Genomic DNA, 25,970 nt, shown 5'->3' with positions numbered 1-25,970 from the left:
GTCTATTCGGCCATCCGTACCTTTCCCGCGCCGATGCTGTCGAGGATTGGACAATCGGGCCGGTGGTCGCCCGCGCATTTGTCCACCAGCGCGGCAAGGGTGCGCTTCATCGCCTCCAGTTCCGCGATCTTTTGTTCGATGGCGGCGAGATGCGCCTTGGCGATCTGTTTGACGTCGGCGCTGGCGCGCTGCTTGTCTTTGTAAAGGCCCAGAAGGCTCCGGCAGTCTTCTATCGAAAAGCCAAGCGCGCGGGCACGGCCGAGAAAGGACAGGGTGTGCAGGTCGCTGTCGCTGAAGCTGCGATAGCCGTTGGTCCCGCGGTCGGGTTTGATCAGCCCGATCTCTTCATAGTACCGGATCGTTTTTGCAGGCAGGCCGGAGCGTCGGGCGACTGTGCCGATATTCATGACCGTTCCCTTCTCACTCTGCGGCCGCGGGGGCGATGGATGCTTGGGCGACCGGCCGCGCCGGCCCTTCGTCCATCACCGGCATGACTTGGCGCAAGCGTAGCGCATTGCTCAGCACGAAGACGGAGGACAGCGCCATCGCGCCCGCGGCCAGCACCGGTGAAAGAAGTACGCCGAGGGCGGGATAGAGAACGCCAGCAGCCACAGGGATCAGCGCGGTATTGTAGCCGAAGGCCCAGAACAGGTTCTGGCGGATGTTGCGCATCGTGCGGCGGGAGATTTCGAACGCATTCACGACCCCACGCAGATCGCCCGACATCAGCACCACATCGGCGGCATCGATGGCGATATCGGTACCCGTGCCGATGGCGATGCCGACATCCGCATGGGCAAGTGCCGGGGCGTCGTTGATCCCGTCACCGACGAATGCGACCCGCTGGCCGGTCTGCCGCAATGCCTCCAGCGCCGCGACCTTTCCGTCGGGCAGCACGCCCGCGATGACATGATCGATGCCGATCTCGCGCGCGATGGCCTCGGCGGTCTCGGCCCGGTCGCCGGTGATCAGGGCGATCTTCAGCCCCTGGGCATGCAGTGCGGCGATGGCCGCCGCGCTGCTGGTTTTTACCGGGTCTGCCACACCGATGACGGCCGCAACACGGCCGTCGATGGCCGCGTAAAGGGCCGTTCGGCCGCGCCGGGCGATATCGGCCTCGGCTTGTGCCAGACCCGCCGTGCCGATGTCGTGCCGGGCAAGCAGGCGATCCGCGCCCACCAGCACGTCGCGCCCCGCCACCCTGGCGCGGACGCCGAACCCGGCGATGGCCTCGAACTCCCGCGCGTCATGCCGGGTCACGCGTTCGACCTGGGCCGCGCGCAGGATCGCCGCGGCCACCGGGTGTTCGGAATGTTCTTCGACCGCGGCCACCACGGCCAGAACCTCGGCCCGGTCAAAGCCTTCTGCCACCACCAGATCGGTCAATTCCGGGTGCCCCTCGGTGACCGTGCCGGTCTTGTCGAGCGCCACGACATCGACCGACCCAAGCGCCTGCAACGCATCGCCCTTTCGAAACAGCACGCCCATTTCGGCAGCGCGGCCGGTTCCCACCACGATCGAGGTGGGCGTCGCAAGTCCCATCGCACAGGGACAGGCGATGATCAGCACCGACACCCCGGCGACCAGGGCGAGGGTCAGCGCCGGGGACGGCCCCGCCAACAGCCAGATCAGGACCGTCAGTGTTGCCGCGCCCATCACCGCGGGCACGAACCACAGCGTGATCCGGTCCACCAGCGACTGGATCGGCAGCCGCGCGCCTTGTGCCTCTTCCACCATCCGGATGATCTGCGCCAGCGTGGTGTCGGCACCCACGCGCGTCGCGCGGAAGCTGAAACTGCCGGTGCCATTCATCGTGCCGCCTGTGACCGGGTCTCCAATGTGCTTGGCGACGGGCACGGGTTCGCCGGTGATCATGCTTTCGTCCACTCGCGACCCGCCCCCGGTGACCTCGCCATCCACCGCGATCCGCTCCCCCGGGCGGACGACAAGGATGTCGCCCGGGACGATCTGGTCGATGGGCACCTCGACCGGATCGCCGTCGCGCAGAACGCGTGCCGTGCGTGGCCGCAGGCCGACCAGCTTGCGGATCGCGGCGCCCGTGCGGCCCTTGGCGCGGGCTTCCAGAAAGCGGCCGGTCAGGATCAGCACGACGATCATCGCCGCGGCCTCGAAATAGACGGCGCGCACAGCCTCGGGCAGCAGGCCCGGCAAGAAGGTCGCAATCACCGAATAGAGATAGGCAGCACCTGTACCGACCGCGACAAGGCTGTTCATGTCCGGTGCCCCCTTCAGAAGCGCCGGTATCCCCTTGGCATAGAACATCCGTCCGGGCCCCAGCAGAACCGCTGTGGTCAGCACGAACTGGATGATCCAGCTTGCCTGCATGCCGATGGTGTCGGCGATCAGCGCGTGCAGGGGGGGGATCGCGTGGCTGCCCATGGCAAGGATGAGGACGGGCAGGGCAAGGGTGGCGGCCAGCCCCAGGCGGCGGGCCAGATTGCGGGCTTCCTCGGTCTTGCGTTCGCTGCGATCCACCGTCGTGGTTTGGGCGGGTTCGGCCGGGTAGCCCGCATCGGTCGCGGCTTGGGCAAGCGCGGCCGGGTCCGTCGCCCCTTCAAGATAGTGGACCGTGGCGGTTTCTGCGGCGAGGTTCACGGTGACGCGCAGCACACCGGGCACCGCGGACAAAATGCGCTCCACCCGCCCGACGCAGGAGGCGCAGGACATCGAGGCCACGTTCAGCGTGACCGAGTCTGCCCGTGCCGGATATCCCAGTTCGGTCAAGGTATCGGCCACGGACCGGATGCGTGCGGGATCGTCTATGGCAAAGCGGGCGGTTTCGGAGGCGAGATTGACCGACACCTCGCCGATGCCATCCATTTCGCTGAGCGCCCGATCGACGCGGCCCACGCAGGACGCGCAGGACATACCCTCAACCGACAATGTGACCGGACGGTGTTCCGTCATCTCGACCTCCTTTTACCGAACAAAGGGGAAAATGGGGCTTCCAGCAACTGGAAGGTCAAGGCGTGGGGCGGAATTTCTTCAGGCCAAGGTCGGTCTCTGACCTTGCTGGCGGTGGAAGGGGGGGCGATCCGCCGCAAACCATGCTATCGAGGCGATGCAGGAAACTTGGCGTGCCACAGATGAGTTGCGGCAATCGGGGAGGCCGCGAAAGCCTTGGCCCCCGCCGCGATGGCCGTATTCGACCAAAGACATCCCAGGTGCAAGGGCACGCACCGGAACACTTTCGGGTTTCAGACGCTATGTTTCAGAATACGACATGCACATCATGGAGGAGCGTATGAGCTATACAATTTCGCGCATCATCGAGAATGCCGATTTCGAAGCGGTCGACGGCAGAACCCGCGCCGCCCTGTCGGAACAGGGCTTTGGCATCCTGACCGAGATCGACGTTCAGGCCACGATGAAGAAGAAACTGGATGCCGACATGGCGCCCTATCGCATCCTTGGGGCCTGCAATCCGCAGATGGCGCACAAGGCCATCGGGTTGGAGCCGCGGATCGGCACGATGCTGCCCTGCAACGTGATCCTGCGTCAGGTCGATGAGGGGGTGGAGGTCAGCGCCGTCGACCCCGAGGCATCCATGTCGGCCATCGACAATGCAGAACTGAAGCAGGTCGCCGGCGCCGTGCGGGACATGTTGGCGAAAGCGGTTGCGGCCGTCTGAGTGCCAGAGATCGCGCCACCCGTTCGCGATGCGATCTCCGATCCAACCCTAGCCCGGCTTCTTTTGCAGAAGCGGCAGCAAATCACCCATCTCGGGCCCCTTCGCCCGACCGGTGACCGCCTTGCGCAGGGGCATGAACAGCGCCTTGCCCTTGCGCCCCGTCTTTTCCTTTACCGCGGCGGTCCATGTGCCCCAACTGTCCGGCCCGTAGGGCGGGTCGGGCAGCATGGCCAACGCTTCTTCGATAAAGGCGCGGTCCTCATCCTCGATCACCGGGGTCGCGCCGTCACGGCAAAGCGTCCACCAGTCGGCGATATCCGCGCGCGTGCCGATATTTTCGCGCACCACATCCCAGAACGGCCCGGCGATGTCGCCCGGCACGCCAAGGGCGGCGATTTCGTCCTGAACGGCGGCAAGCGGCAGGCCATGCAGGTGCCGGGCGGTCAGCGGGAACAGGTCGTTCTCGTCGAACTTCGTGGGTGCCGCGCCGAAATTGGCGATGTCGAAGCCGTCGGCCAGTTCGTCGATGCTGCCGGCCAATTCCACCGGCTGGCTTGATCCCAGCCGGGCCATCAGGGAAAGCAGCGCCAGGGGTTCGACGCCGCGGGCGCGCAGGTCGCGCAGGCTGAGCGTGCCAAGGCGTTTCGAGAGCGCCTCCCCCTGCGGGCCGGTCAGCAGCGAGTGATGGGCAAATGCCGGGACAGTGCCGCCCAGCGCCTGGATGATCTGGATCTGGGTGGCGGTGTTGGTGACATGGTCAGAGCCGCGCACGACATGGGTCACGCCCATTTCCGTATCATCGACGACCGAGGCCAGCGTGTACAGCACCTGACCGTCGCCCCGGATCAGCACCGGGTCGGACACGCTGGCCGCGTCGATGGACACATCGCCAAGAATGCCGTCGGTCCACTCGATACGCTCCTGGTTCAGCAGGAACCGCCAGTGGCCGGATCGCTCAGAGCGGAGCGTATCCTTCTCCGCCTCCGACAGGTTCAGCGCCGCGCGGTCATAGACCGGGGGCTTGCCCATGTTCAGTTGTTTCTTGCGCTTCAGGTCCAGCTCGGTCGGGGTCTCGAAGCATTCGTAGAACCGCCCCGCATCCCGCAGCGAATCGGCGGCGGCGGCGTAGCGGTCCAGCCGGTCGGACTGGCGTTCCACCCGGTCCCATGTCAGCCCCAGCCATTCGAGGTCTTCCTTGATCGCGTCGGCATATTCCTGCTTGGACCGCTCCGGATCGGTATCGTCCAGCCGCAGGATGAACGTGCCGCCCGATTTGCGAGCGATCAGGAAGTTGAAGAGCGCCGTGCGCAGGTTGCCGACGTGAAGATAGCCCGTGGGCGAGGGGGCGAAGCGGGTGACGGTGGTCATGGGGGTCTCCTATTCGGCGAACGCTCTTCCACAGACCGGCGCTTTTGTCCATATGAGGGGCGTGACTGACGAACCCCGCCATACCACTCCGCCCCGCATCGACGACATCGCCGCATTGGCCGAACAGGTGCGCGCGGCCTTGCCTGAACCGTTCCGGACCCATGCCCGTGCCGTCGCGATCCACGTCGAGGATTTCGCGACAGAGGATGTGCTGACCGAGATGGGGATCGACAACGCGTTCGAACTGACCGGACTTTATGACGGGATCCCGCTGACCGAGCGGTCGGTGATGGACCAGCCCGACCGGCCCGACGCGATCTGGCTGTTCCGCCGCCCGATCCTGGATGAATGGGTGGAGCGGGGGGAGGTCACGCTTGCCGAGATGGTGACCAATGTTCTGATCCACGAATTCGCGCATCATTTCGGTTGGTCCGATGACGATATCGCCGCCATTGACCAGTGGTGGGAGTGACGGCCGGATCGCCTCTCCGTTTCGTGAAATGGACGGCCCGCAATGGGCCGCTACCCTTTCGCGGGGAAACTCAGGGAGAGATCCGATGACCACTTCGACCTTCAACCGCCGTCAGGCCCTGATGGCTGGGGCGGCCTTGCCCCTCGCTGCCGCGGCGGCGCAACCGGCCCGGGCGGCCGCACCTATGATGGGTGCGGACATGCCGCCCTATCATCGTTTCAAGCTTGGCGCGTTCGAGGTGACGACGCTGCTGGCCGGCACGCGCACCGTGCCCGATCCGCAGACGATCTTTGGTCTGAATGTCGACCCGGACCGGTTCGCCGCGGTTTCGCAAGAGAACCTGATTCCGGCGGACAAGGCGCAGTTCTTCTTTACCCCGACGGTGGTCAATACCGGGACAGAGCTGATCCTGTTCGACACGGGCCTGAACGCCGAGGGCATCACCGCGGCGCTCGCCGCCGCCGGATATGCGCCCGATCAGGTGGACAAGGTGGTGATCACCCACATGCATGGCGACCATATCGGGGGCCTGCGGAGCGAGGGGGGCGAGACCTTCGCCAACGCCGTCTATCTGACCGGGGCCACGGAATTCGACTCGTGGGACATGTCGGGCAATGATGGTTTCGAGGGCAAGGTGCGCCCGCTGGCCGAGAAGATGACGTTCCTTGATGACGGGGGCAGCGTGGCCTCCGGCGTGACGGCGATGTCGGCCTTTGGTCACACCCCGGGGCACATGGCCTACATGCTGGAAAGCGACGGCAAGCAACTGGTGCTGGGGGCCGATTTCGCCAATCACTATGTCTGGTCGCTGGCCTATCCCGACTGGGAGGTCCGCTATGACCGCGACAAGGCGATGGCGGCGGAAACGCGCAAGCGGATGCTGGGCATGATGGCCGCCGACAAGGTGCCGTTCATCGGCTACCACATGCCGTTCCCCGGCCTCGGCTTTGTCGAGGCGCAGGGCAGCGGATATCGCTATGTGCCTGCCAGTTACCAGATGATGCTTGGCTGATGCTTCACGCTTGGGCGTGCGGCGGCTTTGACTGCCGCAGGCCCGCATATGGGCTTGGCGTGGGCGTGACGGGATGGCACTGTCGCCCCCGGATTGCCAAGGACCGACTGCCCATATGCTCGATATTCTGACCGTGACGTTGAACCCGACCGTCGATCTTTCGACTTCGGTCTCGCATGTCATGCCCGAGGAAAAACTGCGCTGCGCCCCGCCTGTCACCGATCCCGGTGGCGGGGCCTGAACGTGTCGCGTGCGATCCGTCTGCTTGGCGGGGAAAGCCGGGCACTGGTGGCGATGGGCGGCCATAACGGCGACAAGCTGCGCGCGCTGCTGGAGGCCGAGGGCATTCGCCTGATCCCGCTGGTGGCGCCGGGCGAAACGCGGCTGAGCATCGCGGTGACCGACAGTTCGACCGGGGAACAGTTCCGGTTCGTCCTGCCCGGCCCGATCTGGAGCGAGGCGGGGAGCCGCGCGATTCTGGCCGCAGTGACCACCGCCGTGCCCGAAGAGGGCTATGTCGTGATTTCGGGAAGTATTCCCAAGGGTTTGTCGGACGACTTTCTTGACTTGGCCTGTTCCAAGATCGGGCGCAGCGGTGCGCGGATCGTTTGCGACACCTCGGGCCCGGCGCTTGACCGGGTGGCCGCCGGCGGCTGTGAAACGCCGCCCTACATCCTGCGGATGGACCAGAAAGAGGCCGAGGCGCTATCGGGACGCAAGTTGCCCGGCCGGGGTGACAGTGTGGATTTCGCCGCGGAACTGGTGGCGCGCGGCGTTGCGCAGGTGGTGGTGGTGGCCCGCGGTGCAGACGGATCCGTCCTTGCGGCCGATGGGGTGCGGCTGCATGCAGAGGCCGCGAAGGTGCCGGTCCGCTCCAAGGTTGGGGCCGGGGACAGTTTCGTGGGCGGCTTCACCCTGGCGCTGGCGCGGGACGAGGGGCTTGAACGTGCCTTGCAGTGGGGCACGGCTGCAGCCAGCGCGGCAGTCATGACCGACGCGACCGCGCTTTGCACCCGCGAAGATACCGAGGCGTTGTTCGACCGCTGCCCGGTCAGCGTGGTGCCCTGACGCGTCTCCGTTCAGGCCGCCATTTCGGTCGACGGCAGGCGCAGCGCGGTCATCAGATCGCGCAGTTCCTGCCGAGCTGCGACGTTGGAGATGTTCAGGCTGGTCACGCCGGTTTCCCGCAGGTCCAATAGTGTCAGGCCGTTGGGGAACAACTCCCGAAAGATCACCCGTTCGGAAAAGCCGGGGGCGACGCGAAAGCCGATGCGGCGGGAGAGGTTCTGCAATGCCTCGCCCATCTTGCGTTTGTTGTGCATCTGTTGCGCACCCAGACGGTTCCGGAGCACCACCCAGTCGATCGGTTTCAACCCGGCCTGCGCGCGCATCTGGCGCGCCTGCCAGACCATTTCCGAATAGACCGAGGGGCCGAGGATCTTGCCCGTTGCCCCGTCGTGCCGTGCCAACAGATCGAAGTCGATGAAGCTGTCATTGAGCGGCGTGATCAGCGTGTCGGCCAGCGTATGCGCAATCTGGCTGAGCCGTGTGTGGGAACCGGGACAGTCGATCAGGATGAAATCCTTGTCCTTTTCGAGTTCCGCTATGGCGACGGACAGGCGCTGGTCGTGGATGTTCTCGCCCGGTTTCAGGTCTGCCTCTGACACCTGCGGCAATTCGAGGAAGTCGGGGATCGGAAGGTCGACGCCTGTTCGATCAATGTAGGCGCGCCGATTCTCGACAAAGCGGGCAAAACTGCGCTGGCGAAGGTCGAGATCCATTGTCCCGACCTTGTGCCCCTGGCGAACCAATGCGGTTGCCACATGCATCGACACGGTGGATTTCCCCGCGCCGCCCTTTTCGTTCCCGACAACAATGATATGCGCCATTGTCTCGCCCCCGTGATTCTGCGCGAGTGCCTCTAGCTTCTACCATATGTTGTGTTGGCGAGATTTCAAAGCGCCTTGAAGATCACACTGGCCTGTCGGTCAATTACGCCACGCGCTTCTTGCGTTCTGCCATCAGGAGTTCCTGTTTCCACAGCAAGAGCGCACGAACCAGTTTGTCGGAATGCGTCTTGTATTCGCCGTGCAGCAGGGCGGTGGCTTGTTCGGGTTTGAAGTCGCGGGCGAGGTCCATGATCCGGCCGGCGCAGTCGTGAAAGTTGTTGTGCAGGCGGTTCACAACCGTGAATGCCTCGCTCCGCCGGGTCGCTTCGTCAATCTCTGACCCATACAGCCATTTGCCCAAGCGGCAGATTTTCGGGTCTGCGACGTTCTCGGGCTCTGGCCCCCGGCGACCGCGTTCGATGGCCTTTTGAAGGAGCAGGTGTCGCTCCATGTGGCCGGCCACGGCCACGTCGATCAGCTCGATCATTCGCGCTTGGTTCATGATCACCTCCAAGGGGACGACTTGCGAACGCAAGTAATTCTAAGAGGTCAAGAAACCATGAAAATCGGGCGGAAATAGGAGAGTTGGAGGCGGAAGTTCGTTCATTTTGCGCGAGCGTTCCCGGCTCGGGCCGCAATGCACAAACCTGTCTGACGGTGTTGCCGCGGACGGAAAGCCACAGTTCCGGCCATCGCCAAATGGGATGGCCGGCCCGGGTGCCGCCTAGATGTTCTCGAACCGGGGCATGCCAAGGACGTGATAGCCGCCGTCGACGGTAATGATCTCTCCCGTCGTGCAGGCGCCGTGGTCGGAGGCCAGATAGACCGCGGTGCCACCGATGCATTCCAGCGTCGCGTTCTGGCGCAAGGGGGCGTTCATTTCCGTGTGGCGGAAGGTCTTGCGACCGCCGCCGATGGCGGCCCCGGCCAGCGTTTTCATCGGACCGGGGGAAATGGCGTTCACACGAATACCCTCCGGGCCAAGGTCGGAGGCAAGGTAACGGACCGTCGATTCCAGCGCCGCCTTGGCTACCCCCATCACGTTGTAGAAGGGCGTCACCCGGTTGGAGCCTTGGTAGGTCAGCGTCAGGAGCGTGCCACCATCGGGCATCAGCGGCTGCGCCCGCCGCGCGATGTCGATCAGCGAGTAGCAGGAGATCGCGAGGCTGTTCTTGAAGTTGTCGCGCGTGGTGTTGATGAAACGCCCGGTCAGTTCGTTCTTGTCGGAAAACGCGATGGCATGCACGACGAAGTCAAGCGTGCCCCATTCCTCCTGCAACCGGGCGAAGGCATGGTCGAGCGACGTGTCATCGGTCACGTCGACATCGACCAGAAAGCTTGAACCGACGCTTTCGGCAAGGGGGGCGACCCGCTTGCCGAAATTTTCGCCCTGATAGGAAAACGCAAGATCCGCGCCCTCATCCGCCATTGCCTTGGCAATTCCCCAGGCAATGGAGCGATCATTGGCGACGCCCATGATCAGGCCGCGTTTTCCCTTCATCAACTCAGGCATGGGCGCTCATCCGTGATACTTGCTCATGACAAGGGTGGCGTTCGTGCCGCCGAACCCGAAACTGTTGGACAGGACGGTGTCGAGTTCGACACCCTCGCGCAGTTCGGTCAGAATCTCCTCGGGGCGGATATCGGGGTCGAACTCGGTGATATTGGCAGAGGCGGCGATGAAGCCCTTTTGCAACATGATCAGCGAATAGATCGCCTCATGCACACCGGTCGCGCCGAGGGAGTGCCCGGTCAGGGATTTGGTGGAGGCAATCGGCGGGGTCGTCCCGTCGCCAAACACATTGCGCACCGCCTTCACCTCGACCGCGTCGCCCGCGACGGTCGAAGTGCCGTGGGCGTTGATGTAGTCGACCTTGCGGCCCTCGGGCAGGGTAGAGATCGCCAGTTTCATCGACCGCTCGCCGCCCTCGCCAGACGGGGCGACCATGTCATGGCCGTCGGACGTCGCGCCGTACCCGGTCACTTCGGCATAGATCTTGGCGCCGCGGGCCTTGGCGTGTTCCAGTTCTTCCAGCACCACGACCCCGCCGCCGCCGGCAATGACAAAGCCGTCACGCGTCGCGTCGAAGGGGCGCGAGGCGGTTTCGGGCGTGTCGTTGTATTTCGACGACATCGCATTCATCGCGTCGAACAGGCAAGAGAGCGTCCAGTCCACCTCTTCCCCGCCGCCGGCGAAGACGATGTCCTGCTTGCCCATCTGGATCAGTTCGGTGCCGTTGCCGATGCAATGGGCGCTGGTCGAACAGGCCGAGGTGATGGAGTAGTTCACACCCTTGATCCGGAACGGCGTGGCAAGGCAGGCAGAGTTGGTCGACGACATGCAGCGCGTCACCATGAACGGCCCCATGCGTTTGGGGCTGCCCTTTTCCTTGACGGTAGTGTGGGCGACGAAGAAGTTCGACGTCGACGGCCCGCCGGAGCCCATGATCAGCCCGGTCCGCTCGTTCGAGACGTCGGATGCCTCCAGCCCCGAGTCGGCGATCGCCTGCTCCATCGATATGAAGTTGTAGGCGGCCCCCGGGCCCATGAAGCGCAACTGGCGCTTGTCGATCAAGGCCTCAAGATCGATCTGCGGGATCCCCGCGACCTGGCTGCGGAAACCGTTTTCCGCATAGGTTTCCTCGAACCGGATGCCGGAACGGCCGGCGCGCAAGGACGCTTCGACCTCGGCGGCGTTGTTGCCGATCGGCGAAACGATGCCGATCCCCGTGATGACAACGCGGCGCATGGCGCTCTCCTTTTCTGGTAGGTCAGCTTTCGGACAGGGCGACCTTCATGTCCTTGACTTGATAGATGGTTTCGCCATCGGCCTCCACCCGGCCATCGGCCACACCCATGGTCAGCCTGCGGGTCTGGATCGCCTTGGTGAAATCGACGTAGTAAGTGACGAGCTTGCGGTCGGGCCGAACCATGCCGGTCAGCTTCACTTCGCCCACACCAAGGGCATAGCCCCGGCCGGGCCAGCGGCGCCAGCCAAGGTTAAACCCGGTCAACTGCCACAGACCGTCAAGCCCCAGGCAGCCCGGCATGATCGGGTTGCCGGGAAAATGGCACTGGAAGAACCAGAGATCGGGGTGGATGTCGAATTCCGCAACGACATGGCCCTTGCCATGTGCGCCGCCGTCGCCGCTGATCTCCGTGATTCGGTCCATCATCAGCATCGGCGGTTCGGGCAGTTGCGCGTTGCCGGGGCCGAACAGCTCTCCCCGCGCACATTGAAGCAGTGCGTCCTTGTCGAAGCTCGTCGGATAGCCGGTCATGCGGGAAATGCCCCCTCGTTCATTCGAGTTGTTGGTTACGCCCCTGTAGCATCGTGCTTCGGAGAGTGGCAATAGCGTGCCGCAGCCGCGCCAAAGCGCCGCTTCAAGTCAAAATCATTTGAATTACAGAGTTGCAATCATCATATTGGCCGCATGATACAGCTTAATCCCCATCCCGACCACCCTGACGCGATCGAGCGCAGCAGCGATTGGCTTTCCAAAGCCGGTCTGCGCCCCACGCGCCAGCGGGTCAGCCTCGCCGCGCTTCTGATCGGCGATGGCCAAAACCGGCATGTGACGGCAGAAACGCTGTTCGCCGCATCCTGTGCGACTGGCGAGAAGGTGTCGCTTGCGACGGTTTACAACACGCTGAGGGCCTTCTGTCAGGCGGGCCTGATGCAAGAGGTCATGGTCGACGGCACGAAGAGCTATTTCGATACCCGGGTCGACGACCACCCGCACTTCTTCTGGGAAGACGAACACCGTCTGTCCGACGCGCCCTCGGGTGAGCTTGAAATCACCAAGCTGCCGTCGCCGCCGGATGGTGCCGAAATCTCGAAGGTGGACGTGGTGATCCGGCTTCGCCGGGCGTCCTGAGACGACCACGCACAAGAATGCAAGGAACGCGGGTACTGCATATGCGGTGTCCGCGTTTCGGCTTTTCGGGCGGGGACCCAGCGCCGGCCCGCCGCCGAAAGATCGGTTCTCTCGCACGTTGCGACATGCCGTCGCTTGCTGTAGGTGACCTGCCAATCCACCTCAGCGCTGTGCCGGTATGACCATGTCCCGAAAACTCCACATCAAGACCTATGGCTGTCAGATGAACGTCTATGACAGCGAGCGGATGGCAGAGGCGCTGACCGCGGCGGGATACGTGGCGACCGACACGCCTGAGGACGCAGACCTGATCCTGCTGAACACCTGCCACATCCGGGAGAAGGCCGCGGAGAAGGTCTATTCCGAACTTGGCAGGCTGAAACCGTTCAAGGCGGCAAATCCCGATTTGAAGATTGGCGTCGCGGGCTGCGTTGCACAGGCGGAAGGGGCCGAGATCCTCGCGCGGCAGCCTCTGGTCGATCTGGTGGTCGGGCCGCAAAGCTATCATCGCCTGCCGGAGCTTGAGGCACGGGCGCGGGCGGGGGAAAAGGCGCTCGACACCGATTTCCCCGAAGAGGACAAGTTCGACCGGTTGGGGGGGCGGCCAAAGGCACAGCGCGGCCCGACGGCGTTCCTGACCGTGCAGGAAGGCTGCGACAAGTTCTGCGCCTTCTGCGTCGTCCCTTACACCCGCGGGGCAGAGGCCAGCCGCCCCGTGGCGCGCGTGCTGGAGGAGGCGCGTGGGCTTGTGGACCGCGGCGTGGTGGAAATCACCCTGCTGGGCCAGAATGTGAATGCCTATCACGGGGCGGGCCCCGATGGCGGCGCCGTCAGCCTTGCGGGGCTGATCGGGGACCTGGCGAAGATCGACGGGTTGGAGAGGATACGCTACACCACGTCGCATCCCAACGACATGGCCGACGATCTGATTGCCGCCCATGCCGAGGTGCCGGAACTGATGCCCTATCTGCATCTGCCGGTGCAGTCGGGATCGGACCGAATCCTGAAGGCCATGAACCGCCAGCACACCGCCGACGACTATCTTCGGCTGATCGAACGCATCCGCGCCGCCCGGCCCGATATCCTGATCTCGGGCGATTTCATCGTCGGCTTTCCCGGAGAGACCGACGCGGATTTCGAGGCCACGCTGGCGCTGGTGCGCGAGGTTCGCTATGGCCAGTGCTATTCCTTCAAGTATTCGCCGCGGCCCGGCACCCCGGCGGCCGAGCGCGATCAGGTGCCCGAAGAGGTCAGAGCGGAGCGCCTGAGCCGCCTTCAGGCCCTCTTGCAGGCCCAGCAGGAGGCCGCGCAACAGGCGATGGTCGGGCGCCAAGTGGGCGTTCTGTTCGAAAAGGCCGGACGCCTGCCGGGGCAGCTTGTCGGCAAATCCGACCATTTGCAGGCTGTTCATGTTGAGGCGGGCGAAGACTGGCTGGGCCGGATCGCACCGGTCGAAATCACCGCCGCGGCGCCGAATTCGTTGGCCGGCCGACTGGCCGTTGCGACAGATCAGCCTGGCTAGGCGCTGCACTTTGGCATCGATACTGCTGATGCCGAGGGCCTGATACATCGCTGCATCTGCTGCCGCATTCGCCCGTAAGGGCATGGGACAGGGTATCAAACGCCTGCCAGACGGGCTAAGCATCCAACCACCGTGGTGTCGTTTGCTGCGAAAATTTGTGCCCTCTGCTGGGGGTTGGGGTGCACTTCTGCCGTTTTCGCGCGCCCCGTTAGGCGATTTTGAATCAATTGCGTGAAACATCGCACCTATCGCTTGCGTGCCGGCCCATCGGTTGGCACCATATCTATACGGGCTTTAACTGACGGAGTCGTTTTTGGGCATCAGCGCTCTGACCCCCCCGCCGAATTCGGAAGACGTCCACGAGACGCTTCTGGAGTTTCCCGACAATCGCCTTCTCATCGACCTTTGCGGCGAATTCGACCGTAACCTTGCCCAGATCGAGCACAAGCTTGGCGTGCATATCCTGCGGCGCGGCAACCAGCTTGCCATCGTGGGGGAGGGCGGGCCGCGTGGTCAGGCCGCGATGGTGCTGCAGCAGCTTTACGCCCGGCTGGAGTCGGGCAAGGGGCTGGAGGCAGGCGATGTCGACGGGGCGATCCGGCTGGGTGATTCCGCCGATGGCACGGGCTCCCACCCCGGCGACCAGCTTGAGATGTTTCAGGGCGGACGGGTGGAAATCCACACGCGCAAGAAGCTGATCGAGCCGCGCACCGAGGCGCAGAAACTCTATGTTCGTTCGCTTTTCGAGAATGAACTGGCCTTCGGGATCGGCCCGGCGGGCACCGGCAAGACCTATCTTGCCGTGGCGGTGGCGGTGAACATGTTCATCGGCGGCCATGTCGACCGGATCATCCTGTCGCGTCCCGCGGTCGAGGCGGGCGAACGCCTCGGGTTCCTGCCCGGCGACATGAAGGAAAAGGTCGATCCTTACATGCAGCCGCTTTATGACGCGCTGAACGATTTCCTCCCCGGCAAGCAGGTGACCAAGCTGATCGAGGAGAAGCGGATCGAAATTGCGCCGCTGGCCTTCATGCGGGGACGGACGCTGGCCAATGCCTTCGTCGTTCTGGACGAGGCGCAGAACGCCACCACGATGCAGATGAAGATGTTCCTGACGCGCCTTGGCGAAGGATCGCGCATGGTGGTGACGGGAGATCGCAGCCAGGTCGACCTGCCGCGCGGGGTGTCGAGCGGTCTTGCCGACGCCGAACGGCTTTTGTCCGATGTCGAGGGGATTTCCTTCAACTACTTCACGTCGAAAGACGTCGTGCGCCACCCGCTTGTTGCCCGGATCATCGAAGCCTACGACGCAGCCGACAGCGCCAGTTGAAAAGGGCAGCCCGAGGGCTGCCCATAACGTCGATCATGACGGATGTCAGGCGCGCTTGCGCCGGCCCATCACACCCATCGCGCCAAGCCCGGCAAGAACCAGCGGCAGCGTTGCCGGCAGCGGAACATCGGGCGGAGCCTGCTCTTCTGTGAATCCGATATAGGTCACGTTGGGCTGGCTGAAGTTGTAGAAACCGAAGCGGCCTTCCTCGAACGCGGTCACACCGTCAACGTCGGCGGGCGTGATATCGAAGATCGTTGCCAGCGGATCACCTTCCTCGGCAACCTCGATCAGGATGCGGTTGGTCTGGTAGGTCAGCTTGAAGTTGTAGGTGTCGTTCGTGTACCAGCGCTTGGTGTCGCCCGACGGATCGACATCGGTGGCGATGACGTCATATCCCGCCGCGTCCAGATGGTGATTTCCGAACGGAATCGCACTCAGACCGCCGGTGACGCGCGACAGGTAGAAGCCGTCCGCCGATCCGCTCTGGTCGTTCCCTTTCCAGTCGAAAAGGTAGAACGGCGACGAGTCGTCGGCACCGAACCCGAACACAAAGCCCATAAAGTCGTCATCGCCATTCGAGGTTCGGAACGACCCTTCGAAAGACGAGTTGATGAAACTGTCGCCCGACACATAGGCCGTCGGCGCACCGTTCACCGTCTGCGTCACGCTCAACCCGTCACCGGCGATGACCCAGTTGCAACTGCCCGCGCAGTAGGCGCTGAATCCGGTAAGATCCAGTTGGGCGGCCATCGCTCCGGTTCCGAAGAACGCGAGCGCAGACGCCGAAATCAGCATTTTCTTCATAGGTATTCCCCCTTACAGCCCCAACAATGGGAACGCGCGGCCATCGTCCAACGACTCGGCCGCGGTTTAAGGTTAACATATTCTTGACAGGATTCAGGTTTTCTTGTGGCGACTGGTTAACATGTGGCGCATCGGACGAATCGTGCGGCCACGGCGGGTGGACATGGCCGGGTTCAGTCCACAGATCCCGAACGCCAATGTCATTGCCTCCCAATTCTGCTAATGCCGGGAAGACCTTCCATATTTCTGTTTGGCTTTGGACATCTGAAAAGCAATGAGCGTGGAAACCGTGATCGAGGCCCCTGGCTGGGCGCAGGCCGACCTGGAAAGCCTGGTGCAATCCGCATGCGACAAAACGCTCACCCATCTGGGGCATGATCCCGCGGGGTTCGAGGTCGCCGTTCTTGGCTGCGATGACGACCGGATCGCGGCGCTGAACGCCGATTTCCGTGGCAAGGCTGCGCCGACCAATGTGCTGTCATGGCCCGCCGACGATCTTGCGGCAGAGGAGGATGGCGCGCTGCCGCATCCCCCGGTTCCTGACTTTGATGATTTGGCGATCGAACTGGGTGACATCGCCATCGCCTTCGAGACCTGTCAAAGGGAAGCTGGCGAACAGGGTAAATCGTTTAATGACCATGTAACCCATCTTGTGGTACATGGCTTACTGCACTTGATGGGTTACGACCACATTCGGCCGAAAGACGCCGCCCTGATGGAAGGGCTGGAGATCGAAATACTTGCCAAACTTGGTGTGTCTGACCCATATGGCTGAGATCGGGCAGCAAGCCCGCGTATTTTGGTAAGGATTGATGGGCGACGAGACCGAAGGATCGTCTAGCGCCGCGCAGGGCGCGCTGGAACAAGAATCGCTTGAAAGCAGGGGCCTCTTTGGCCGGCTTGCGGCGGCGATCATGCCTGCAGGGGCCGATTCTACCGATGATCGCGACGCAGGCGGTTTGGTGAACGGAAATTCGCGTGCATTGCCGGGACTTGGCATCGGAAATCTCAGCCGGATGCGGGTAGAGGATGTCGCGGTCCCCAAGGCCGAGATCGAGGCCGTTCCCCTTGATATCGATATGGCCGATCTGGTGCGCGTCTTCCGGGAGTCCGGGCTGACGCGTCTGCCCGTGTTCGACGGAACGCTGGACACGCCGGTCGGCATGATTCACCTCAAGGATTTCGCGCTGCGACACGGCTTCAACGGACACGACACGACCTTCGATCTGAAGGCGATGGTCCGCCCGCTGTTGTTCGTGCCGCCCTCGATGCCCATCGGCGTGCTGTTGCAGAAGATGCAGACGCAGCGGATGCACATGGCATTGGTGATCGACGAATACGGCGGTGTCGACGGTCTGGTGACGATCGAGGATCTGATCGAACAGGTCGTGGGCGAGATCGAGGACGAACACGACGTCGATGAGGGCATGCTCTGGTCACTTGAAAAGCCGGGGGTCTACCTCGTTCAGGCGCGCGCGCCTCTCGATGCGTTCGAGGGCGAGATCGGCATGAAACTCGTCGATGAGGGCGACGAGGAAGAGATCGATACGCTGGGCGGGCTGGTCTTCATGATGACCGGCCGCGTGCCCGCGCGGGGAGAGATCGTCCGACACGAGCAGGGGGCGGAGTTCGAGGTGATCGATGCCGATCCCCGCCGGATCAAGCGCCTGCGCGTCCGTCTGCCCGTGGCCGAGACCGCCTGAACCCCCGGAGGCCTGCACGCGTGCGACGTGCGATGACGCGTTTCCTGACCCCGGCAACCGGTGCGTTCGGCCTTGGGCTTTTGATGGCCCTTGGGCAGGTGCCCTATTCCATATGGCCTCTGGGGCTTGGCGCACTTATCGGGCTGACATGGCTGGTGGCGCGCGCGAAAACCCCGCTTGCGGCGGCCCGGTGTGCGTGGGCTGGCGGGGCAGGGCATTTCGCGCTGTCGCTGTCCTGGATTGTCGAACCGTTTCTCGTCGATATCGCCCGGCACGGCTGGATGGCGCCCTTTGCCCTTGGGGCGATGGCGGGCGGTCTGGCCCTGTTCTGGGGGGCGGCCGGGGCGGTCGCGGTCTGGGCGGGCAGGGGACCGCGCGGGCGGGCCCTGATCTTTGCGGTCGCGATGGCGGGGGTCGAACTGGCGCGTGGCTATGTGCTGACCGGCTTTCCCTGGGCCTTGGTGGGGCATATCTGGATCGGTACGCCGTTGATGCAGGTGGCCGCGTTTGTCGGGCAATACGGTTTGACCTTGTTCACGACGCTGGCGGCGGCCCTGCCGCTGGTGCTGCCGATCGGGCCGCTGCGCGCCGTGGGGGCGGCGCTGTCCTTGGCGATTCTATCACTTGTTTGGCTTGGCGGTCACATCCGTGAGGTCCGACCGCTGCCACCGGCCCCGGATGCCCCTGTCGTCCGGCTGGTTCAACCGAATGCCGCCCAGCATCTGAAATGGCGTGAGGACATGATCCCGATCTTCTGGGATCGCGCGCTGGCGTTCACCGCAGACGGAACCGACCCCGCGCCCGACCTTGTCGTCTGGCCCGAAACCTCCGTCCCCGTCCTGCTGAACTGGGCGGATACGGCGTTTGCGACGATATCGGAGGCCGCGGGTGGCAGGCCCGCGGTCGTCGGCATTCAGCGCCACGGCGAGGGCGGGGTCTATAACAGCCTTGCTGTCGTCGGGCCGGGCGGGGTGGCGACCGATGTCTATGACAAGCATCACCTCGTGCCCTTCGGTGAATACATCCCCTTCGCACCCTTGCTGGGGCGCTTCGGGATCAAGGGCCTCGCCGCAGAGGATGTCTTTGGCTATGCCTCTGGTCCCGGGCCCCAGGTTCTGAACCTTGGGGATCGTCTGGGAAATGTCCTGCCGCTGATCTGTTACGAGGCCGTGTTTCCGCAGGACCTGCGGGCCGGATCGCGGCCGGACTGGCTGTTACAGATCACCAATGACGCCTGGTTCGGCACGCGGACCGGGCCGTACCAGCATCTTGGGCTGGCGCGGCTGCGCGCGGTCGAGCAGGGGCTTGCCATGGTCCGCTCTGCCAATACCGGCGTCTCGGCGGTCATCGGTCCGACGGGCATGGTGACGGCGTCCCTTGGTCTGGGGACGGCCGGTGTTCTGACCGCACCGCTGCCGCCGGCATTGCCGGAAACGGTCTATTCAAAAACGGGGGATTGGCCGGTCGCCGTCCTGATCTTGCTGGCTTTCTCCGTATTGGTCGCAGGCCGGTTTCGAAATTCCGATTGAATCCGGGCGCGTCGCGGCGTATGCGCGTCTGGTCGAACCACCACAACGGCTTCCTGGCGTGGCGGGGATATATCATAACGGAGCAGTTTCCATGACACGCGAAAATTACGTTTTCACCTCCGAATCCGTTTCGGAGGGCCACCCCGACAAGGTCTGCGACCGGATTTCGGATGCCGTCCTCGACGCCTTCCTGGCGGAAGAGCCCAATGCCCGCGTCGCCTGCGAGACCTTCGCCACCACCGGCATGGTGGTGATCGGCGGCGAGGTGGGGCTGTCCGACAAGGACAAGCTGAAGCAATTCATGGGCTCGATCGGCGAAATCGCCCGCGACTGCATCAAGGACATCGGCTACGAGCAGGACAAGTTCCACTGGAACACCTGCCACGTCATGAACTTCCTGCACGAGCAGTCGGCCCATATCGCGCAGGGCGTCGACAAGGACGGGGCTGGCGACCAGGGCATCATGTTCGGCTATGCCACCGACGAGACGCCGGAACTCATGCCCGCGCCGATCCAGTATTCCCACGCCATCCTGCGGCGTCTGGCAGAGGTGCGGAAATCGGGCCAGGAACCTTCGCTGCGGCCCGACGCGAAATCGCAGCTTTCGATCCGCTATGAAGGCGGCAAGCCCGTCGCGGTCGATTCCATCGTGCTGTCGACCCAGCATGCCAGCGAAGATCAGACCTCCGACGACATCCGCGCCATCGTGGAGCCCTATATCCGTGAGGTTCTGCCCGAGGGATGGGTTCACGACGGGACCGAGTGGTGGGTCAACCCCACGGGCACCTTCGTGATCGGCGGGCCCGATGGTGACGCGGGCCTGACGGGCCGCAAGATCATCGTCGATACCTATGGTGGGGCCGCCCCCCATGGCGGCGGCGCGTTCTCCGGCAAGGACCCGACCAAGGTGGACCGCTCCGCGGCCTATGCGGCGCGTTACCTTGCCAAGAACATCGTGGCCGCCGGTCTGGCGAAACGGTGCACGCTGCAGCTTTCCTACGCCATCGGCGTGGCCAAGCCGCTGTCGATCTATGTCGACACCTACGGCACCGGAGAGGTGCCCGAGGCCGAGATCGAGAAGGCCGTTGCCAAGGTCATGGACCTGACGCCGCGCGGTATCCGCGAGCATCTGATGCTGAACCGGCCGATCTATGCGCGCACCTCTGCCTATGGTCACTTCGGCCGTGCGCCCGAGGCCGATGGCGGCTTCAGCTGGGAACGCACCGATCTGGTCGAAAAGATCAAGGCCGAAATCTAAAGGCTTGCGTCGGGCCGATGCCCGTCGCGTCGGGGCGCGTGCCAACAGGTACGCGCCCCGTGCTTTTGGACCACTGGCCGGGCCTGCCATGAACGGGCGAAGGCCAGACAAGGACGATACCCCCGGACGAGAGCCGCGGCGATGAACGATACCCCCGATACCACCCCGCAGCGCGGCTGGCGCAACTTTTATGGTCGGCGCCATGGCAAGACGTTGCGCGACAGCCAGAGGACCTATCTGGACGAAGACCTAGCCGCCTTGTCGCCCGGGCCGGTCGATTGGGAGGCAAACCCGGACCGCGCCCCCCTTGATCTTGGCGAACGGTTCGGCGGGCGCGAGGTCTGGCTGGAAATCGGCTTCGGCGGGGGGGAGCACATGGTGCATCAGGCCGCCCAGAACCCCGGCGCGGGGATCATCGGCTGCGAACCCTTCATCAACGGCGTGGCCATGCTGCTGGGCAAGATACGGGCGGCCGGCGTTGACAATGTTGCCGTCCATCCCGGCGATGCGCGCGACCTGTTCGATGTCCTGCCCGAGGCGAGCATCGCCCGTGCCTTTCTTCTGTATCCCGATCCGTGGCCGAAGAAGAAACATCACCGGCGGCGGTTCGTGACGCCGGAGTTTCTGGGGCCGCTTGCCCGGGTGATGAAGCCGGGGGCCATTCTGCGGGTGGCGACGGACATTCCCGACTATGTCCGCCAGACCCTGATCGAGGTGCCGAGGTCGGGATTCACATGGCTGGCGGAAGCGCCCGAGGATTGGCGCAAACCCTGGCCCGACTGGATTTCGACCCGCTATGAACAAAAGGCCCTGCGCGAGGGTCGCATGCCCCACTACCTGACCTTTCGCCGGGACTGAGCCTTCACATCGCGGCGCGGTGATACCAGCGCAGCGGGAATCATCGTCGTGAAGAAGCGTCCGCCGCTGGTCGCGCGGACATCGCGCGCACTGGACGCCCCGTGGCCGATTGGGTAATCCGCGGGCAATGTACGGTAAGGAGCCTGCCCCATGTCTGCCCATGGTGAACCGATCCCGATGACCGCCCGCCGCGCCGGGCCGCTGAAAGGCGTGGCAGAGGTTCCGGGCGACAAGTCGATCAGCCATCGGGCACTGATCCTCGGCGCTTTGAGTGTCGGCGAGACGCGGATTACCGGGCTTTTGGAGGGGCAGGACGTGCTGGACACGGGCCATGCGATGCGGGCCTTCGGGGCCGAGGTGACCCATCTGGGGCCGGGCGAATGGCATGTGCATGGCGTGGGTGTGGGCGGCTTTGCCGAGCCTGAGGACGTGATCGACTGCGGCAATTCCGGCACGGGCGTGCGGCTGATCTTGGGAGCGATGGCGACCTCGCCCGTCACGGCGACCTTTACCGGCGATGCATCGCTGCGCAAACGCCCGATGGGGCGGGTGACCGATCCGCTGGCGCTCTTCGGGGCGCAGGCCGTTGGCCGGTCCGGCGGGCGGCTGCCGATGACCATCGTGGGGGCGGCTGACCCCGTTCCTGTGCGCTACACCGTGCCCGTGCCGTCGGCGCAGGTGAAATCCGCCGTGCTGCTGGCCGGCCTGAACGCCCGCGGCGAAACCGTCGTGATCGAGCGGGAGGCGACCCGCGATCATACCGAGCGGATGTTGACCGGGTTCGGCGCAGACCTGCGGGTGGGAGAGACCGAGGAGGGGCGGGTCATCACCCTGACCGGGCAGCCGGAACTGGTGCCGCAGACCATCGCTGTCCCGCGCGACCCCAGTTCCGCGGCCTTCCCGGTCTGTGCCGCGCTGATCACCGAAGGGTCGGACGTGCTGGTGCCCGGTATCGGGCTGAACCCCACGCGGGCGGGTCTTTTCACCACGCTGCGCGAGATGGGCGCCGACCTGACCTATGAGAACGAGCGCGAGGAAGGCGGCGAGCCGGTGGCCGATTTGCGCGCCCGTTTCTCCCCCGACATGAAGGGGATCGAGGTGCCGCCCGAGCGCGCGCCCAGCATGATCGACGAATACCCCATCCTTGCCGTGGTCGCCGCCTTTGCCGAGGGCGCCACGACGATGCGCGGGGTCAAGGAACTGCGCGTGAAGGAAAGCGACCGGATCGCGGCGATGGCCGCGGGGCTGGCCGCCTGTGGCGCCAAGGTGGAAGAGGGCGAGGACTGGATGATCGTGGAGGGGCAGGGACCGGGCGGATTGCCTGGCGGCGCCACTTGCGCGACGCATCTGGACCACCGGATCGCGATGTCATTCCTCTGCGGGGGCTTCGCGTCGAAAAATCCGGTCACCATCGACGACGCCAGCCCGATCTCGACCTCCTTCCCGATTTTCGAGGCGCTGATGGAAGGTCTCGGCGCGCATCTGTCGAGGTCCAACCGATGACCTTTACAGTGGCCGTGGACGGCCCCGCTGCGGCGGGCAAGGGCACGATCAGCCGGGCGGTCGCGGCCCATTTCGGCTTTGCCCATCTCGATACGGGTCTATTGTATCGCGCCGTTGGTGCGCGGATGCTCGACGGCCTCGATCCGGTCGAGGCGGCGGAGACATTGCAGACGGATGTCTTGCAGCGGGACGACCTTCGCACCCCGCAAGTGTCAGAGGCTGCCAGCAAGGTCGCCGCGATCCCCGAAGTGCGCGCGGCCCTTGTCGACTTTCAACGTGCCTTTGCGGCACGCGCCGGGGGCGCCGTTCTGGACGGGCGCGATATCGGCACGGTGATCTGTCCCGAGGCGCCGGCCAAGCTGTTCGTCACAGCAAGCGATACGGTCCGGGCAGAGCGGCGCTATCGCGAACTGGCTGCCGCGGGGGTGGAAACGACGTTCGACGAGGTGCTGCAGGCGACGCGTGACCGCGATGCCAGGGACAGCGCACGGGCGACCGCACCGCTGAAACCGGCCGAAGACGCCAAGATCCTCGACACGTCACAAATGTCTATCGACGAGGCGGTCGCCGCTGCCGTCGCGGCCATCGAGGCGCGCCGGTAATCCGCGCCTGATTGTGGTCCCCTTGCCGCAGGTGCGGCCCTTGCCGTCAAAAGGGTTGGCGTGCGGGGCAAAATCTGCCATAAGACCCGTGTCCGAAACACGCAAGTCAAGGGGGCGTGACATGAAAGTTCACTATCGCGTTTCCAAGCGCTGTTTCGGTCAATCCGTCGGGCAACAGCAATCGCGCCGAACTTGGCGACATTGCTGATCCGATAGCTCGGGATCCCCGGGCCATCCCCGACCTTTTCAAGACCACCTCACCGTCCTGATACCGACTGCCGCGGCAGTCGTCTGTCCGGACTCCTTCCATCTCCATACCCAGGGCACGGATTCCGTCAGGACATCCGTGAGTCAAAATGACAGAACTTGCAGACCGGCCGGCAGGCCGGGTCGTCCCCCCGCTGTCGATCGCCTGCGTGATCGAACAGCACGGCGCGTGGCGCGTTCTCGGCGCGGCGCTTGTGGCGCTGTTCGACGGGCGCGGCCGTCCCGGGAACGCCCGGCTTGGGCAACTCGACAACCACCTGCGCGAAGATATCGGGCTGCCACCGTTGCCGCCAACGCGGCCGCCCGACCGGACGCAATGGTGGTAACGGTACCAAAAGCGTTGCGGCCATGACCGGCCGCAACGCAAGCCCCTTGCGATTTCGGCGCAAAGTCTGTATACGCGCGGCCGTCGACAAGGCAGCAAGACCGTAGAACAAGACGAGCAGGGGTCGGAAACATCCTCCGGCCCTCTTTGTTTTACGCTGATGCCCGAGTGACCAACCCAAGACCGGCGGAGACAACCGCCCGGCCAGAAAAAGCGTATGTAAAGGAACTCTAGAGACCACATGGCTAATACCAGCATGGAGGAATTCGAAGCCCTCCTTCAAGAAAGCTTCGAAATCGACACGCCCGCGGAAGGCAGTGTCGTCAAGGGCAAGATCATCGCCATCGAGGCGGGTCAGGCCATCATCGATGTCGGCTACAAGATGGAAGGCCGCGTCGATCTGAAAGAATTCGCCAATCCCGGCGAGGCCCCGGAAATCGAAGTGGGCGACGAGGTTGAAGTGTTCCTCGACCGCGTCGAAAATGCCCGCGGAGAGGCCGTCATCAGCCGTGACAAGGCCCGCCGCGAGGAAGCCTGGGACCGCCTGGAAAAAGCCTATGCCGACGACGCCCGTGTCGAAGGCGCGATCTTCGGCCGCGTCAAGGGCGGCTTCACCGTCGATCTGGGCGGTGCCGTGGCGTTCCTGCCCGGCTCTCAGGTGGATGTGCGCCCGGTGCGCGATGCGGGCCCGCTGATGGGTCTGAAACAGCCCTTCCAGATCCTCAAGATGGACCGCCGCCGCGGCAATATCGTGGTCTCGCGCCGCGCCATCCTTGAAGAGTCCCGCGCCGAGCAGCGCGCCGAGATCATCGGCAAGCTGAACGAAGGCGACGCGGTCGACGGTGTGGTCAAGAACATCACCGAATACGGCGCGTTCGTCGATCTCGGCGGTGTGGACGGCCTGCTGCACGTCACCGACATGGCCTGGCGCCGCGTCAACCATCCGTCGGAAATCCTGTCGATCGGCGAGACCGTCAAGGTTCAGGTCATCAAGATCAACAAGGAAACCCACCGTATCAGCCTGGGCATGAAGCAGCTTCAGGACGATCCGTGGGATACCGTCGGCGCCAAGTACCCGCTGGGTACGGTCCACAAGGGCCGCGTGACCAACATCACCGACTACGGTGCCTTCGTGGAACTGGAACCCGGTGTCGAAGGTCTGGTGCACGTCTCGGAAATGTCGTGGACGAAGAAGAACGTCCATCCCGGCAAGATCGTCTCGACCTCTCAGGAAGTCGACGTCATGGTGCTGGAGATCGACACCGCCAAGCGCCGTGTTTCGCTGGGTCTCAAGCAGACCATGCGCAACCCGTGGGAAGTCTTCGCCGAGACCCACCCCGAGGGCGCCGAGGTCGAGGGCGAGGTCAAGAACATCACCGAATTCGGTCTGTTCATCGGTCTCGACAACGACATCGACGGCATGGTGCACCTCTCCGACCTCAGCTGGGACCAGCGGGGCGAAGAGGCGATCCAGGAATACCGCAAGGGCGACATGGTCAAGGCCGTCGTCACCGAGGTCGATGTCGAGAAAGAGCGTATCTCGCTGTCGGTCAAGGCCCTGGGCGGTGATCCGTTCGCCGACGCCGTGGGCGGCGTGAAGCGCGGCTCGATCATCACGGTCACCGTGACCGCGATCGAGGATGGCGGGATCGAGGTCGAGTATGACGGCCTGAAATCCTTCATCCGCAGGTCCGATCTCAGCCGTGACCGCTCTGAACAGCGGCCCGAGCGTTTCCAGGTCGGCGACCACGTCGATGTGCGCGTGACCAATATCGACAACAAGACCCGCCGTCTTGGCCTGTCGATCAAGGCGCGCGAGATCGCGGAAGAGAAGGAAGCTGTCGAGCAGTACGGCAGCTCCGACTCCGGCGCGTCGCTCGGCGACATTCTTGGCGCTGCGCTGAAAGGCGAAGACAAGTAAGACGCCGGTTCTGTCCGGTCCTGCGGCCCCGCACTTTTGTGTGGGGCCGTTTGCGTTTTTACGAATCATTAAGG

At 64.2% G+C, this 25,970-nt stretch carries 26 protein-coding genes and 1 riboswitch; of the genes, 17 read left to right on the top strand and 9 right to left on the bottom strand.

Translation table 11 applies throughout. The features are described from left to right. Positions 1-2: 2 nt before the first annotated feature. Together cueR and RGUI_RS02255 are read right to left on the bottom strand one after the other, a co-directional pair. Positions 3-407: a Cu(I)-responsive transcriptional regulator gene (gene cueR / locus RGUI_RS02260; RefSeq protein ID WP_081531566.1), complete on the bottom strand. Its 405-nt coding sequence runs from the start codon at positions 405-407 to the stop codon at positions 3-5. Positions 408-420: 13 nt separating this feature from the next. After that, positions 421-2,928, bottom strand: coding sequence for a heavy metal translocating P-type ATPase (locus RGUI_RS02255; protein WP_081531565.1), 2,508 nt, complete (start codon positions 2,926-2,928; stop codon positions 421-423). A gap of 337 nt (positions 2,929-3,265) precedes the next feature. Here RGUI_RS02255 and RGUI_RS02250 point away from each other — a divergent pair, with 337 nt between their 5' ends. Beyond that, positions 3,266-3,652 (top strand): DUF302 domain-containing protein, encoded by a 387-nt coding sequence (locus RGUI_RS02250; RefSeq protein WP_081531564.1) that lies wholly within the window; start codon positions 3,266-3,268, stop codon positions 3,650-3,652. A gap of 48 nt (positions 3,653-3,700) precedes the next feature. Here RGUI_RS02250 and gltX read toward each other — a convergent pair whose 3' ends face one another. Further along, the gene (gene gltX / locus RGUI_RS02245) at positions 3,701-5,020 is read right to left on the bottom strand and encodes a glutamate--tRNA ligase (protein ID WP_081531563.1); all 1,320 of its coding nucleotides are present in this window, start codon (positions 5,018-5,020) and stop codon (positions 3,701-3,703) included. Positions 5,021-5,072: 52 nt separating this feature from the next. On the opposite strand from gltX, the gene RGUI_RS02240 reads away from it, so the two are divergent. The 4 genes from RGUI_RS02240 (at position 5,073) to RGUI_RS02230 (ending at position 7,572) form a co-directional block, all read left to right on the top strand. Further along, positions 5,073-5,492: a metallopeptidase family protein gene (locus tag RGUI_RS02240; protein WP_081535930.1), complete on the top strand. Its 420-nt coding sequence runs from the start codon at positions 5,073-5,075 to the stop codon at positions 5,490-5,492. A gap of 85 nt (positions 5,493-5,577) precedes the next feature. Continuing rightward, the gene (locus RGUI_RS02235) at positions 5,578-6,504 is read left to right on the top strand and encodes an MBL fold metallo-hydrolase (RefSeq protein WP_081531562.1); all 927 of its coding nucleotides are present in this window, start codon (positions 5,578-5,580) and stop codon (positions 6,502-6,504) included. A gap of 115 nt (positions 6,505-6,619) precedes the next feature. Further along, complete coding sequence (locus RGUI_RS22460) at positions 6,620-6,745, top strand: hypothetical protein (RefSeq protein WP_371587125.1); 126 nt, start codon at positions 6,620-6,622, stop codon at positions 6,743-6,745. Positions 6,746-6,747: 2 nt separating this feature from the next. After that, positions 6,748-7,572, top strand: coding sequence for a 1-phosphofructokinase family hexose kinase (locus tag RGUI_RS02230; RefSeq protein ID WP_371587124.1), 825 nt, complete (start codon positions 6,748-6,750; stop codon positions 7,570-7,572). A gap of 11 nt (positions 7,573-7,583) precedes the next feature. Here RGUI_RS02230 and RGUI_RS02225 read toward each other — a convergent pair whose 3' ends face one another. From RGUI_RS02225 to fabA, 5 genes are all read right to left on the bottom strand, one after another. Further along, the gene (locus RGUI_RS02225; RefSeq protein ID WP_081531561.1) at positions 7,584-8,393 is read right to left on the bottom strand and encodes a division plane positioning ATPase MipZ; all 810 of its coding nucleotides are present in this window, start codon (positions 8,391-8,393) and stop codon (positions 7,584-7,586) included. Positions 8,394-8,496: 103 nt separating this feature from the next. Next, positions 8,497-8,895, bottom strand: a complete 399-nt coding sequence (locus tag RGUI_RS02220) for a CZB domain-containing protein (RefSeq protein ID WP_156882843.1) — start codon at positions 8,893-8,895, stop codon at positions 8,497-8,499. A gap of 222 nt (positions 8,896-9,117) precedes the next feature. Continuing rightward, positions 9,118-9,906, bottom strand: coding sequence for an enoyl-ACP reductase (locus tag RGUI_RS02215; RefSeq protein WP_081531559.1), 789 nt, complete (start codon positions 9,904-9,906; stop codon positions 9,118-9,120). A gap of 6 nt (positions 9,907-9,912) precedes the next feature. After that, positions 9,913-11,142: a beta-ketoacyl-ACP synthase I gene (fabB, locus tag RGUI_RS02210; RefSeq protein ID WP_081531558.1), complete on the bottom strand. Its 1,230-nt coding sequence runs from the start codon at positions 11,140-11,142 to the stop codon at positions 9,913-9,915. Between the two features lie 22 nt (positions 11,143-11,164). Then, the gene (gene fabA, locus RGUI_RS02205; RefSeq protein ID WP_081531557.1) at positions 11,165-11,674 is read right to left on the bottom strand and encodes a bifunctional 3-hydroxydecanoyl-ACP dehydratase/trans-2-decenoyl-ACP isomerase; all 510 of its coding nucleotides are present in this window, start codon (positions 11,672-11,674) and stop codon (positions 11,165-11,167) included. Positions 11,675-11,827: 153 nt separating this feature from the next. On the opposite strand from fabA, the gene irrA reads away from it, so the two are divergent. From irrA to RGUI_RS02190, 3 genes are all read left to right on the top strand, one after another. After that, positions 11,828-12,271, top strand: a complete 444-nt coding sequence (gene irrA / locus RGUI_RS02200) for an iron response transcriptional regulator IrrA (protein WP_081531556.1) — start codon at positions 11,828-11,830, stop codon at positions 12,269-12,271. A 178-nt stretch (positions 12,272-12,449) separates the two neighbouring features. Beyond that, on the top strand, positions 12,450-13,793 hold the full coding sequence (gene miaB / locus RGUI_RS02195; RefSeq protein ID WP_081531555.1) for a tRNA (N6-isopentenyl adenosine(37)-C2)-methylthiotransferase MiaB: 1,344 nt from the start codon (positions 12,450-12,452) through the stop codon (positions 13,791-13,793). 313 nt (positions 13,794-14,106) lie between these two features. Continuing rightward, positions 14,107-15,123: a PhoH family protein gene (locus RGUI_RS02190; protein WP_081531554.1), complete on the top strand. Its 1,017-nt coding sequence runs from the start codon at positions 14,107-14,109 to the stop codon at positions 15,121-15,123. Positions 15,124-15,168: 45 nt separating this feature from the next. On the opposite strand, the gene RGUI_RS02185 is transcribed toward RGUI_RS02190, so the two are convergent. Further along, on the bottom strand, positions 15,169-15,930 hold the full coding sequence (locus RGUI_RS02185) for a VPLPA-CTERM sorting domain-containing protein (protein WP_081531553.1): 762 nt from the start codon (positions 15,928-15,930) through the stop codon (positions 15,169-15,171). Between the two features lie 274 nt (positions 15,931-16,204). On the opposite strand from RGUI_RS02185, the gene ybeY reads away from it, so the two are divergent. From ybeY to rpsA, 9 genes are all read left to right on the top strand, one after another. Further along, the gene (gene ybeY / locus RGUI_RS02180; protein WP_081531552.1) at positions 16,205-16,705 is read left to right on the top strand and encodes an rRNA maturation RNase YbeY; all 501 of its coding nucleotides are present in this window, start codon (positions 16,205-16,207) and stop codon (positions 16,703-16,705) included. A 37-nt stretch (positions 16,706-16,742) separates the two neighbouring features. Next, positions 16,743-17,633 (top strand): hemolysin family protein, encoded by an 891-nt coding sequence (locus RGUI_RS02175; protein ID WP_081531551.1) that lies wholly within the window; start codon positions 16,743-16,745, stop codon positions 17,631-17,633. A gap of 32 nt (positions 17,634-17,665) precedes the next feature. Then, positions 17,666-19,162 (top strand): apolipoprotein N-acyltransferase, encoded by a 1,497-nt coding sequence (gene lnt / locus RGUI_RS02170; protein WP_081531550.1) that lies wholly within the window; start codon positions 17,666-17,668, stop codon positions 19,160-19,162. Between the two features lie 34 nt (positions 19,163-19,196). Beyond that, a riboswitch (SAM-SAH riboswitch) is annotated at positions 19,197-19,247 on the top strand. Between the two features lie 6 nt (positions 19,248-19,253). Beyond that, entirely contained in the window at positions 19,254-20,420 is a 1,167-nt protein-coding gene (metK, locus tag RGUI_RS02165) for a methionine adenosyltransferase (RefSeq protein ID WP_081531549.1), read from the top strand. Positions 20,421-20,561: 141 nt separating this feature from the next. Then, positions 20,562-21,278, top strand: a complete 717-nt coding sequence (locus RGUI_RS02160; protein ID WP_081531548.1) for a tRNA (guanosine(46)-N(7))-methyltransferase TrmB — start codon at positions 20,562-20,564, stop codon at positions 21,276-21,278. A 150-nt stretch (positions 21,279-21,428) separates the two neighbouring features. Next, positions 21,429-22,781 (top strand): 3-phosphoshikimate 1-carboxyvinyltransferase, encoded by a 1,353-nt coding sequence (aroA, locus tag RGUI_RS02155; protein ID WP_081531547.1) that lies wholly within the window; start codon positions 21,429-21,431, stop codon positions 22,779-22,781. Next, positions 22,778-23,383, top strand: coding sequence for a d(CMP) kinase (locus RGUI_RS02150; RefSeq protein WP_081531546.1), 606 nt, complete (start codon positions 22,778-22,780; stop codon positions 23,381-23,383). Before aroA ends, RGUI_RS02150 begins: the two co-directional genes overlap by 4 nt. A 356-nt stretch (positions 23,384-23,739) precedes the next feature. Next, positions 23,740-23,976, top strand: coding sequence for a hypothetical protein (locus tag RGUI_RS02145; protein ID WP_081531545.1), 237 nt, complete (start codon positions 23,740-23,742; stop codon positions 23,974-23,976). 240 nt (positions 23,977-24,216) lie between these two features. After that, positions 24,217-25,896: a 30S ribosomal protein S1 gene (gene rpsA / locus RGUI_RS02140; protein WP_081531544.1), complete on the top strand. Its 1,680-nt coding sequence runs from the start codon at positions 24,217-24,219 to the stop codon at positions 25,894-25,896. Positions 25,897-25,970 lie beyond the last annotated feature (74 nt).

The organism is Rhodovulum sp. P5, assembly GCF_002079305.1.
In the GTDB taxonomy this organism is placed as follows: Bacteria; Pseudomonadota; Alphaproteobacteria; order Rhodobacterales; family Rhodobacteraceae; genus Rhodovulum.
Note: the sequence above shows the minus strand (reverse complement) of the source record. Positions and strands in the feature narration are given on the sequence as shown.